This is a genomic window from Kocuria marina (genome assembly GCF_000786655.1).
In the GTDB taxonomy this organism is placed as follows: Bacteria; Actinomycetota; Actinomycetes; order Actinomycetales; family Micrococcaceae; genus Kocuria; species Kocuria marina_A.
This window is the reverse complement of record NZ_JROM01000008.1, coordinates 14,239-26,065: the sequence shown is the minus strand read 5'-3', so window position 1 is coordinate 26,065 and position 11,827 is coordinate 14,239. Positions and strand designations below refer to the sequence as shown.

Annotated in this window: 11 protein-coding genes and 1 tRNA gene; 5 read left to right on the top strand and 7 right to left on the bottom strand. The window is 70.0% G+C overall.

Annotation, left to right across the window (positions count from 1 at the left end; all coding sequences use genetic code 11):
- Positions 1-29: 29 nt before the first annotated feature.
- Complete coding sequence (locus AS25_RS01585) at positions 30-788, bottom strand: phosphoglyceromutase (protein WP_035960676.1); 759 nt, start codon at positions 786-788, stop codon at positions 30-32.
- A gap of 68 nt (positions 789-856) precedes the next feature.
- Here AS25_RS01585 and AS25_RS01580 point away from each other — a divergent pair, with 68 nt between their 5' ends.
- Entirely contained in the window at positions 857-1,672 is an 816-nt protein-coding gene (locus AS25_RS01580) for a class I SAM-dependent methyltransferase (RefSeq protein WP_156960863.1), read from the top strand.
- A 65-nt stretch (positions 1,673-1,737) separates the two neighbouring features.
- Here AS25_RS01580 and AS25_RS01575 read toward each other — a convergent pair whose 3' ends face one another.
- Together AS25_RS01575 and AS25_RS01570 are read right to left on the bottom strand one after the other, a co-directional pair.
- A complete protein-coding gene (locus tag AS25_RS01575; protein WP_052160615.1) occupies positions 1,738-2,088 on the bottom strand; it encodes a DUF2516 family protein in 351 nt (116 codons plus the stop codon).
- Between the two features lie 9 nt (positions 2,089-2,097).
- Complete coding sequence (locus AS25_RS01570; protein WP_035960668.1) at positions 2,098-3,228, bottom strand: trans-sulfuration enzyme family protein; 1,131 nt, start codon at positions 3,226-3,228, stop codon at positions 2,098-2,100.
- Positions 3,229-3,321: 93 nt separating this feature from the next.
- On the opposite strand from AS25_RS01570, the gene tmk reads away from it, so the two are divergent.
- The 4 genes from tmk to AS25_RS01550 all read left to right on the top strand — a co-directional run bounded on the left by tmk (position 3,322) and on the right by AS25_RS01550 (position 6,887).
- Positions 3,322-3,978: a dTMP kinase gene (gene tmk, locus AS25_RS01565; protein ID WP_035960657.1), complete on the top strand. Its 657-nt coding sequence runs from the start codon at positions 3,322-3,324 to the stop codon at positions 3,976-3,978.
- Entirely contained in the window at positions 3,975-5,102 is a 1,128-nt protein-coding gene (locus AS25_RS01560) for a DNA polymerase III subunit delta' (protein WP_035960648.1), read from the top strand. Before tmk ends, AS25_RS01560 begins: the two co-directional genes overlap by 4 nt.
- A 14-nt stretch (positions 5,103-5,116) precedes the next feature.
- On the top strand, positions 5,117-6,685 hold the full coding sequence (locus tag AS25_RS01555) for an alpha/beta hydrolase (RefSeq protein WP_035960640.1): 1,569 nt from the start codon (positions 5,117-5,119) through the stop codon (positions 6,683-6,685).
- 126 nt (positions 6,686-6,811) lie between these two features.
- A tRNA-Thr gene (locus AS25_RS01550) sits at positions 6,812-6,887 on the top strand.
- A gap of 525 nt (positions 6,888-7,412) precedes the next feature.
- Here the strand turns inward: AS25_RS01550 and AS25_RS01545 are convergent.
- From AS25_RS01545 to AS25_RS01530, 4 genes are all read right to left on the bottom strand, one after another.
- Positions 7,413-8,021: a hypothetical protein gene (locus AS25_RS01545; protein WP_035960633.1), complete on the bottom strand. Its 609-nt coding sequence runs from the start codon at positions 8,019-8,021 to the stop codon at positions 7,413-7,415.
- Positions 8,022-8,072: 51 nt separating this feature from the next.
- Complete coding sequence (locus AS25_RS01540; RefSeq protein ID WP_035960627.1) at positions 8,073-8,291, bottom strand: YbdD/YjiX family protein; 219 nt, start codon at positions 8,289-8,291, stop codon at positions 8,073-8,075.
- On the bottom strand, positions 8,291-10,576 hold the full coding sequence (locus tag AS25_RS01535; RefSeq protein WP_035960622.1) for a carbon starvation CstA family protein: 2,286 nt from the start codon (positions 10,574-10,576) through the stop codon (positions 8,291-8,293). The genes AS25_RS01540 and AS25_RS01535 overlap by 1 nt, the downstream gene beginning before the upstream one ends.
- A gap of 117 nt (positions 10,577-10,693) precedes the next feature.
- Positions 10,694-11,677, bottom strand: coding sequence for an NAD(P)H-quinone oxidoreductase (locus tag AS25_RS01530; RefSeq protein ID WP_035960615.1), 984 nt, complete (start codon positions 11,675-11,677; stop codon positions 10,694-10,696).
- Positions 11,678-11,827: the final 150 nt, after the last annotated feature.

Genomic DNA, 11,827 nt, shown 5'->3' with positions numbered 1-11,827 from the left:
GCCGGGGATTCTTCACGGTGCCGGAAGGGTTACTTCTTGCCCTGGTTGGCCACGGCCTTGATGGACTCGGCGGCGGCGTCCGGGTCCAGGTAGCGCCCACCCGGGGTCACGGGCTTGAGGTTCTGGTCCAGCTCGTAGTACAGCGGGATGCCCGTGGGGATGTTCAGCCCGGCGATGTCGTCGTCCGAGATGCCGTCCAGGTGCTTGACGAGCGCACGCAGCGAGTTGCCGTGCGCGGCCACGAGGACCGTCCTGCCGCTCTTGAGATCGGGGACGATCTGCTCCTCCCAGTACGGCAGGAACCGCTCCAGGACGTCCTTGAGGCACTCGGTGCGGGGCAGCTCGGCGACGTCCGCGTAGCGGGGGTCCCCGGCCTGCGACCACTCGGACGAATCGTCCAGGGCGGGCGGCGGGGTGTCGTAGGAACGGCGCCAGACCATGAACTGTTCCTCGCCGTACTCCTCGCGGATCTCCGCCTTGTTCTTGCCCTGCAGGGCACCGTAGTGGCGCTCGTTGAGCCGCCAGGACCGCTTGACGGGGATCCAGAGGCGGTCCGCGGCGTCGAGCGCGAGGTTGGCGGTGTTCATGGCGCGGCGCAACAGGGAGGTGTGCACCACGTCCGGCAGCAGCTGGTTCTCGGCGATCAGTTCACCGCCGCGGGTGGCCTCGGCGCGGCCCTTGTCCGTGAGCGGGACGTCCACCCAGCCCGTGAACAGGTTCTTCTCGTTCCAGTCGGACTGACCGTGGCGCAGCAGGATGAGCTTGTGGGTAGCGGAATCGTTAGCCATGGGGCCATTGTCCCACCCCGGGGCCACCGAGGGAACGCGTGTCGTGGCGTGCGCACTACAGTGTGGGTGTGTCAGCCCAGCCCCGCCCCGTGGGATCGATCACCCGCGGGACCACGAACCCGAACCGCCTCCGGCGCGCGGACCGTTACCTGACCGGGGTCCTGGCCCCGCTCGTGCGCCGCGCGCATGATCCGCTGCTCGTGGACCTGGGGTTCGGGGCGGCCCCGATCACCGCGGTCGAGCTGTGGCAGCGGGCGCGCACGGTGCGCCCGGATGTGGAGGTCATGGGCATCGAGATCGACCCGGACCGCGTGGCGGCTGCCCAGCAGCACGCCCGCCCGGGTTTGTCCTTCCGGCGCGGGGGCTTCGAGATCCCGACCGGTTCCCGCTCCCCGGTCTTCGTGCGCGCGTTCAACGTGCTGCGGCAGTACCCGGTGGAAGAGGTCCCGGCCGCGTGGCACCTCGCGTGCTGGCGGCTCGCACCGGGCGGGGTCCTGATGGACGGCACGTGCGACGAGATCGGGCGCCTGGCCACGTGGTTGTGTTGCACGGTAGAGGGCCCGCGCACCTTCACCGTGAGCATGCGTCCGGGGGCGTTCGCCGTGCCCTCGGACGTGGCCGCGCGACTGCCCAAGGCATTGATCCACCGCAACGTGCCGGGCGAGCGGGTCCACGCGTTCCTCGCGGCCGCCGACGCCGCGTGGCTGGCCAACGCGGCCCTGTCACCGTTCGGTCATCGGCAGCGCTGGACGGCGATGTGCCGGGACCTGCGCGCCGCCGGGTGGCCCGTACTGCACGGGCCCCACCGGTGGCGGCTCGGGGAACTCACGGTGCCGTGGTCCGCGGTCGCACCGGACGAGCCGGGATGGCGCGTCGACGGCTGAGCCGCGGAGCAGTTGCGGGATGGCCCTATGGGTGTTCGATCAGTGGCCCCGAGCGGGGGTACAGGTCACCAGTACCCGGGGTTCTTGGACTCGCCCGAGACGGCGGGGCGCACATCCGCGAGGTACACCCCCGCGATCGTCGCGGCGATCAGCATCAGGATCAACGAGCCGGTCCCCGGGACACCCACGGCCAGCAGCGTGAGGGTGGAGAAGACCGCGCTGAACACGGACACCACCGCGGCACCACCGGTCAGGGCGAGCCAGAACGTCTTGGTCCGCTTCCACGCGCGTTCGAACTGCACCGCCGAACGCCGCAGGCAGTCGAACACCGCGAGCAGCGCGAGGACGGCCACCACCAGGGTGATGGCGTAGTCCAGGTAGTTCGCCAGAACGATGGCCCAAGGGATGGAAGTCACGGGGTCAGTCTACCGATCCGCGAGCGCGTCGAGTCCGGCCCGGAGGTCCTCCCAGAGGTCCTCCACGTTCTCGATCCCCACGGACAGGCGCAGCAGGTTCTCGGGGACGGTCTCCGGTTCGTCGTGGTGGCGACGACGCCGCTCGATCAAGGACTCCACCCCGCCCAGGGACGTGGCGGGGGTCCACACGCGAAGGCCCGTCAGGAGACGTTCGGCCGCAGCGACGTCGCCGTGGGGGACCACCGAGATCACCGAACCGAAACCGCCCTGCAATTGCGCGGCAGCGCGCTCGTGGCCGGGATCGGACGCGAGGCCCGGGTAGCGCACGTGGGCCACGGCGGGGTGGGCCTCGAGCCGGCGGGCCAGTTCCGCGGCGTTGGCCATGGAACGCTCCACGCGCACCGCGAGGGTACGCACGCCGCGCAGCGCGAGCCACGCCTCGAAGGGCCCGGGGATCCCGCCCTCGAGAGATCGCTGGGAATGCAGGCGTTGCCGCAGCTCGGGCGTGGCGCACAGCACCGCACCCATCAACACGTCCGAGTGACCGGCGATGTACTTGGTCGCGGAATGCACCACCAGATCCGCCCCCACGCCCAGGGGACGCTGCAGCAGGGGCGTGGCGAACGTGTTGTCCACGCACGTGAGCACCCCCTTCTCCCGCGCGGCGCGCACGAGTGCGGGCACGTCCGCGATCTCGAGCATCGGGTTGGTGGGGCTCTCGATCCAGAGCATGTCCGCGCCGTCGAGTGCCGCGAGGGTGGCCTCGGTGTCCGCGATGTCCACGGTGCGCACCGTGAAGATGCCGCGTTCCTGCCACGTGTGCGCGAGTGCCACGCTGCCCTGGTAGCTGTGGCGCGGCAGCACGAGCGTGCCGCCCACGGGCACGAGGGTGAGCACCGCGGTGATCGCGGCGAGCCCGGACGCGTAGGACAGCGCGGGGCTCGGGGCCTCCTCGAGCTGGGCCAGGACGTCCTCGAACGCCTCCCACGTGGGGTTGGTCAACCGCGCGTAGGTGCGGTCCGCGGGGTCGAGCTCCCCGATGCCCCGGTAGGTGGAGGTCAGCACCACGGGCGGGTTCACGGGCGCGTCGTGTTCGTGATCGGGGCGGCCTCCGGCGACCACCACGGTGTCTTTACGCATTGCTCCAGCCTAATCCCGCGCCACCGTGCGGCCCGTCCTGTGGACGCCCACGGCAGCGCTGTGACTGTCGGTTGCGATCGCTACAGTGGGGGCGTGAAGCAATCAGCGCGCGGGGCCCTCATCGTGTTCGAAGGCGGTGACGGCGCCGGGAAGTCCACCCAGGCCACGGCGCTCGCGGCCGCTCTGCGCCGCGAAGGTCGCACCGTGACGCTCACGCGCGAGCCCGGGGGCACACCCCTCGCGGAATCGGTGCGCTCGCTCGTGCTCGATCCCTCCCACGCGCCGGTGTCCGCGGTGACCGAGGCGCTGTTGTTCGCGTCCGCGCGCGCGGACCACGTGGCGCGCAGGATCCGCCCCGCCCTCGAGCGCGGGGAGGTCGTGATCTGCGACCGGTTCGTGGACTCCTCCGTGGCCTACCAGGGGGCGGGGCGCGGTCTGGGGACCGAACGCGTGCTCGAACTGAACAGGTGGGCCGTCCAGGGTCTCGTCCCGGAGCTCACCGTGCTGTTGGACGTGGACCAGACCACCGCCGAGGCCCGACGCCGCGAGCGCGCCCTGGTCACGGACCGCATGGAATCCGAGGCGCGGGCGTTCCACGACGCCGTCAACGCGGCCTTCCGCGAGCTCGCCGCGCAGGCACCCTCCCGCTACCTTGTCCTGGACGCGTCCGCGCCCGCGGCCGAGCTCACGGACGCGATCGTGGACCGGGTCACCGGGATCCTCGCCGAGCGCACGGAGGTCTCCGCGTGAGCGTGTGGGACGAGGTCGTCGGTCAGCCCCGCGTGGTGGGGCAGCTGCAACGCGCGGCCCGCGACAACGACCCGACCCACGCGTGGTTGTTCACAGGGCCCCCGGGCTCCGGTCGCTCCACGGCCGCGCGCGCCCTGGCCGCCGCACTGTTGTGCGAGCACGGCACGGGCTGCGGCACGTGCCACGCGTGCCGCACGGCGTTCGCCGGGACCCACGCGGACGTGACCCATTTCGTCACGGAGAACCCGCAGATCAGCATCGAGGAAGCCCGCGAGCTCGTGGTCAAGGCGCAGGACCGGCCGTCCGTGGGCTCGTGGCGGATCATGATCGTCGAGGACGCCGATCGGATGACCGAGCGCACCTCCAACGTGATGCTCAAGAGCATCGAGGAACCCCCGCCGCACACCATCTGGTTGTTGTGCGCCCCGTCCCCCATGGACGTGCTCGTCACCATCCGTTCACGCTGCCGCGCCGTGACCCTCAAGGTCCCGTCCCCCGAGGACGTCGCCCGGTTGCTCGTGGCCCGGCACGGGGTCCCGGAGCAGCGCGCCATCGAGTGCGCGCGGTTGTCCCAGTGCCACGTGGGTGTGGCCACGCGACTCGCCCTGTACGACGACGCCCGCACCCGCCGCCAGGAGGTCGTCTCCCTGCCGCTGTCCATGCACGGGGTGACCCGGGCGGTCAAGGCCGCGGACCGCTTGCACCGCCTCGCCGTGGACGAGTCCACCGCGGACGCCGAAGCCCGCAACGACGAGGAACGCGCGCAGTTGCTCGTGGCCATGGGTGCCCCCGAGACCGGCCGCGTGCCACCCGCCATCCGGGGTGCCCTGAACCGGCTCGAAGCGGATCAGAAGCGGCGTTCCCGGCGCATCCAGACCGACACCCTGGACCGCTTCCTGATCGACCTCACCACGTTCTACCGGGACGTGCTGAGCGTGCAGCTCGACACCGGGACGGCCCTGATCAACCAGCACCTGGGTGAGCAGATCCACGGGTACGCGACCAATACCACCGCCGAGCACACCCTGCACAAGATCGACGTGATCAGCGAGACCCGGCGCCGCATCCGCACCAACGTCAGCGCACAACTCGCGTTCGAGGCCATGATGGTGGCCATCGTCTGACCCGAGAGGACCCCGTGAACCGTTCCCTCCCCCGCCGCCTGGCCGTCCTGCTGTGCACCGCCGCGCTGGCCCTGACCGCGTGCGCCGATCCCTCCCGGGAGACCGACGCCCGGGGCAGCGCGGACCCGGACGTCACCTCCGGCGTGGACTCCGCGCTGACGTCCTACTACACCCAGACGCCGCAGTGGCGGGAGTGCACCAAGACCTCCGAACGGCAACAGTTCCCGAGCGGTCTGGAGTGCGCGGGCATCACGGTCCCGGTGGACTACGCGAACCCCTCCGCCGGTGGCACCACCGTGGAGATCGCCCGGTTGAAGGCCACCGGTTCTTCCCCCGTGGGCGCCCTGTTCCTCAACCCCGGCGGGCCGGGCGGCTCCGGTGTGGACATGATGGGCTCCGCGGACTACTTCACGGCCAAGGAGGTGCGCAAGAACTACGACCTCGTGGGATTCGACCCCCGCGGTGTGGACCGTTCGGACGGGATCCGCTGCCTCACGGACCGGGAGATGGACCAGTGGCGTTCCGAACCGGCTTTCGACCCGCGCCGGCAGTCCCTGGACGAGGTACGGCAGAGCTCCCGGGAGATCGGCGAGAAGTGCCACGAGCACTCCTCGGCCGTGGTCTCCCACATGGACACCCAGAGCGTGGCCCGGGACCTGGACGTCCTGCGCGCCGTCCTGGACCAGCCCACGACCCACTACCTGGGGTTCTCCTACGGCACCGAGATCGGCGCCACGTACGCGCACCTGTTCCCCCAGCGTGCAGGGCGCATGGTGCTGGACGGCGCCGTGGACCCCGCCCTCGACGACCGCGCCACCACGCTCGCGCAGGCCAAGGGCTTCGAGGACAACCTGCGCCACTTCGTGGCCGACTGCCAGGAGACGAACAACGACTGCGCCGTGGCCGGCGCAGACGTGGACGCGGGGATGGCCACCATCCAGCGCATGTTGCGCTCCGTGGCCCAGGACCGCCCCACGGTCTCGGACGGACGCACCGTCACACCGACCAACGCGATCGAGGGGATCCTGGTCCCCCTCTACTCGACCGCCTCGTACCCGCAGCTGAACTCCGCCCTGCAGCAGGCGTTGGACGGCAACCTGGACGCGCTCATGGCGTTCTCCGACTCCAACCACGGGCGTGAACCCTCCGGGAAGTACACGTCCAACGTGTCCATGGCCTTCACGGCGGTCTCCTGCCTGGACACGGTGTCCAACGACGTCACGGACGAACAGATGGCCCAGGCGGCCCGTGAGATGACGCAGCAGGCCCCCACGTTCGGTCCCTACCTGGGTTACGGTGCGGCCGCGTGCCAGGGCTGGCCGGACAAGCCCGTCAAGCCGCTGGACAACTACCGCGCGGATCTGGAGACCCCCGCCCTGGTGATCGGCACGACCCACGATCCCGCCACACCGTATCCGTGGGCCCAGGCCCTACAGCAGCAGATGGGCGACGCCCGTCTGCTCACCCACGAGGGGTACGGGCACACCGCCTACACCTCCGGCGACCCCTGCGTGACCCGCGCCGTGGACGACTACCTCCTGGACGGCACGTTGCCGGACGAGGGCGCCACGTGCGATGACTGAGGCCCGACGCCGGGTGCCATCCACGCGGCCACTCGCCCGTATCCGCGGGTGATCCGTGATTGGTGGTGTTCCGGCCCGATCTGATACTGTTTCCGGGTGCATCTGGGCCGCAACGGTCCCGGTCACGCCGCCTTAGCTCAGTCGGTAGAGCGATTCACTCGTAATGAATAGGTCGCCGGTTCGATTCCGGCAGGCGGCTCCACGGACCATCCCCGCCCTCTCCCCGGCAGGACCTGCCGCGAAGAGGGCGGGGATCGTCATTTCCGGGCTCGCTCCCTGTCTGGTGCGGCCGGCCCCGGTCACTCGCCCCCCGCCGGCCGCCGGGCATCCATGACCCCAGACCTGTGGGTCCTTAGGTCGGTGACATATTGGCAACGATTTCGCGCAACACTTCCTAAACACAACGCTGTTCCATAACATATGTCTCAGGACGTTGTGGCTCTGGCTGCCCAATGATCCAGGACAGGGGACACAATGGCGCCCCGGGGGTTCCTTCGATCGGCCGAGATCCACGACCGACGGGCAAGGGGAACCCCCGGAGCCCCTCCCGAGCCTGAGACGCCACCGTCCACCCCCACATTTGTTGCCTGCGGGCATCGGGTGCGCCGAGCGTGCAATACCTCTGAGACACCGCTCATCCGGCGTGACCGCCACCCATCCAGGGAAACGTCAATCATTCCGCGAGACGTCACGGGTCCGGTTACACACCCGTCACCCGGCGGACCCCTCAATCCTCCGGCGAGTGCTCCGCATGCTCACCGAGCAGTCGCTCCGCCGCAGTCACGTACTCCGTCACGACCGCCGAGCGGCGTTGGATGGCGCTCACACCCTGCGACGGTGCCGAGAGCTGCTCGGGGGACCCAGCGGCGTCGCCCCCGGAACCGGGCTCACCCGCGAGGCCCGACGCCCCGTCACCCGCGAGACCCGGCGTCCCCTCCCCCGCCAGACCCGACGCGACAGGACGGGCGTGGGAACCCGCGGCGAACCGCGCCATCGTGAGGGCCTCCGCGGCCTGGGCCATGGAATTCCCGGCCCGGGAGAGCTGTCGGTGCACGTCCGAGAGGTAGCCGTCCGTGGAGTGCGGGATGTCCTGCGAGCGCGAGGGGGCGCGCACGTGCGCTTCCATGCACACGGCGCGCACCCTGGGCAGGAGGTCCGCGAGGTCATTGGCCACCGGCACGGCGGCGGCGCGCAGCTCGGGGTCGCGCACGGATTCCAGGATCTGGTGGTAGCGGTCCAGGCCGCGCTTGAAGCGGTCGTGGGCCCGGCGCCAGACGCCCTCGCCCAGTTCACGTTCGTCGCGGCGCGTGGCCCTGTAGTCGCTGAAGAAACCCACCGATACCCCTTTCCGATCCGCCACCCGCGGGCAGCGGTCCATGGTACCGCTTCAGCAGCACCGGCCCTCGGGGTGCGCCTCCTGCCAGTCCTGGTAGTCCCGCCAGAATTCGCGTTCCGTCATGAGCGGCGTCCCGCACCCCGAGGCCCGGTGGTACTGCACGTAACGCTCGTACTTGTCCGCGCCGAGCACCCCGTTGCCGAATCGCAACGCGCCGCGCCACCACGAGCCGACGCGGGCGAGCACCGGGATCTGCGCCGCGCCCGACATCAGTGGTGTCCTCCGCCGGTGGGGGTGCGCTGCTCGATCGGCAGCGCGTCCCATTGCTTGGCCAGGGCCTTCTCGGACGGTGTGGCGCCCAGGCCCGACGGCGCGTAGAAGCGGGACTCCACGTAGGGGTCCTCGTGCGTGCGGCGCTCGTGCCCGCGCAACGCCTTGACGGCCTCCACGACGGCCATGATCACCACGATGATCGTGAGCACCACGAAGAGGATGGACAGGGTGCCCTGCACGAACGTGTTGCGCACGACCGCTTCCATGGCCTCCACGTTCTTGGCGGTCCCGAAGCTCGTTTGCCCCTGGGCCAGTGCGTCCTTGAACGCGAAGTGATTGGCCCAATAGCCCACCTTGGGATCCGGGGAGAAGATCTTCTGCCAGGACCCCGTGACGGTAACCAGGACGTCGAAGGCGAGCGGCAGCAGGATGATCCACAGGTACTTGAAGCGGTGCAGGTTGGCCGCGATGGCCAGACACACCGCGAGCGCGATGGCCGCGAGCAGCTGGTTGGCGATGCCGAACAGCGGGAAGAACGTGTTGATCCCGCCCAGCGGGTCCGTGACGCCCAGGATCAGGATGGATCCCCAGCCGGCGACCATGATGGCCGTGGTGAGCCACGCACCCGCGCGCCAATCGGCGTCGCGGAACTTGGGGATGAAGTTGCCCAGGGTGTCGGTGAGCATGAAGCGGGCCACGCGCGTGCCGGCGTCCACCGCGGTGAGGATGAACAGGGCCTCGAACATGATCGCGAAGTGGTACCAGAAGCTCATCATGGAGGCCCCGCCGAGCCACTGGTGCATGATGTGCGACAGCCCGAGCGCGAGGGTGGGTGCGCCGCCGGTGCGGGAGATGATGGTCTCCTCGCCCACGGCGTCCGCGGTGCCCTGCAGCAGTTCCGGGGTCACGTGCACGCCGGAGAGACCCAGAGAGTTCACGAACGCCGCGGCGCCCTCCACGGTGCCCATGGTGGCCGCCGGGGAGGAGTTCATGGCGAAGTAGATGCCGCGGTCGATCGACACCGCCGCCACGAGCGCCATGATGGCCACGAAGGACTCCATGAGCATGCCGCCGTACCCGATGAAGCGGGTCTGGCGTTCCTTCTCGACCATCTTGGGCGTGGTTCCTGATGCGATCAGGGCGTGGAACCCGGAGAGCGCACCGCACGCGATGGTCACGAACAGGAACGGGAAGAGGGAACCGGAGAACACGGGCCCGTCCGAGCGGCCCGCGAACTCACTGACCGCGGGGACCGTGATCTCCGGGCGCACCACCACGATGGCGGCCGCGAGCAGCACGATGGTGCCCACCTTCATGAACGTGGAGAGGTAGTCGCGCGGGGACAGCAGCAACCACACGGGCAGCACGGCCGCGATGAACCCGTAGACGATCACGCACCACGCGAGGGTCACGCGGTCCAGGGTGAACAATTGGGCGCCGAGGTCCGTGCCCGCGACCCAGCCACCGGCCACGATCGCGGCCATGAGCAGGACGAACCCGATGATCGAGACCTCCATGACCTTGCCCGGGCGCAGGTACCGCAGGTAGACACCCATGAACAGCGCGATGGGGATCGTCATCCCCACGGAGAACACACCCCACGGCGACTCGCCCAGGGCGTTCACCACCACGAGCGCGAGGATGGCCACGATGATGATCATGATCGCCAGGGTCGCGATGATCGCGGCGTACCCGCCCACCACGCCGAGCTCCTCACGGGCCATCTGACCCAGGGAACGGCCACCGCGGCGCATCGAGAAGAACAGCACCAGGTAGTCCTGGACCGCACCGGCCAGGATCACACCCACGATGATCCAGATGGTCCCGGGGAGATACCCCATCTGGGCGGCCAGCACCGGTCCCACCAGCGGGCCCGCGCCTGCGATCGCCGCGAAGTGGTGACCGTAGAGCACCCGCCGGTCGGTGGGCATGAAGTCCTTGCCGTTGGCGTTGTACTCCGCCGGCGTAGCGCGCCGGTCGTCCGGGCGGGTCAGCTTGCGCTCGATGAACTTGGAGTAGAAGCGGTACGCGATGAAGTAGCTGCACACCGCCGCGAAGACGAACCAGATGGCGTTGATGGACTCACCGCGCACGAACGCGATCATGGCCCACGCGACCGCCCCCAGCAGGGCGATGCCCACCCAGATCACGATCCGCAGCGGGGTCCAGCGAGTCTGCTCATGTTCCAGGACGTCGGGGTCCACGTGGTTGGGGGGTAGGTCGGTGCGACCCTCCCCCGCGGGCCGGGGTGCGCCCGCCGATTGCTGATGTGTGGTGCTCATGGGGAAGACTCCGAATCTCGTGCCAACACGCTGGCAGAAGCGTGTGATTGTTGGCACGAGTGTATGCGAGCGGGACCACATTGCCCCGGCATTGGCACCCTGTCGCGGGCACCCCGATCACACGGTCAGCAGCACCTTGCCCACGTGCGATCCGCTGTCGAAGTACTCGTGCGCTTCACGCACCTGGTCGAGCGGGAACGTGCGCGCGACCAGGGGACGCACCTGCCCGGACGCCACGAGCGGCCACACGTATTCGCGCACCGCCGCCATGATCCGCGCCTTCTCGTCCGCCGGGCGTGCCCGCAGAGTCGTACCGATCACCGCGGCTCGCTTGTTGAGCAACCGCCCCACGTTGAGTTCGCCCTTGATCCCACCCTGCATCCCGATGATGACGATGCGCCCGTTCGTCGCCACGGCCTGGAGGTTGGGCTCGAGGTACTTGGCGCCGACGACGTCCAGGATCACGTCCGCGCCGTGGCCGTCCGTGAGCTCGCGGACCCGTTCCACGAAGTCCTCGTCCTTGTAGTTGATGGGCGTGGCCCCGAGCTCGCTCACGACGCGCATCTTCTCGTCACTGCCCACGGTCGCCAGCACCGTGAGCCCCAGGGCGCGAGCCACCTGGATCGCATGCGTCCCGATCCCGCCCGCTCCGCCGTGCACGAGCAGGGTTTCCCCCTCCCGGGCCGCGGCGGCCATGAACACGTTGGAGAACACGGTCGCGGCCACCTCGGGCAGCCCCGCCGCGGCGACCGGATCCACGCCGTCGGGCAGCGGGAGGACCTGCCGCCACGGCACGACCACGCGTTCGGCGTAGCCGCCCGAGTCCACGAGGGCGACGACGCTGTCCCCCACCGCGAGCCCCGCCGCCTCCGGGACGTCCGCCCCGAGTTCCACGACCGTGCCCGACACCTCCAGGCCGAAGATGTCCGTGGCGTCCGGCGGGACGGGGTAGTTGCCGTTGCGCTGCAGGACGTCCGCGCGGTTGAGCCCGGCGGCGGTCACGGCGATCAGGACCCCCTCCGGGGTCAGCCGCGGCTCGGCGGTCTCCGCGGCCTCGAGGACCTCCGGGCCTCCGGATCGGACATCGCGTACTGCTCGCATGGCACTTCCTTCCGTGACGACGACGTTGTGCCCCATCCTCCCGCAGCGGCATCACCCGCACCAGGGGCGCACCACCGCCCCCCTCCCCGCACCGCGCCGAGGGCATTGGCCCCCTAGGCGCGGCGCATGGAATAATGGCGACTCGTTCGC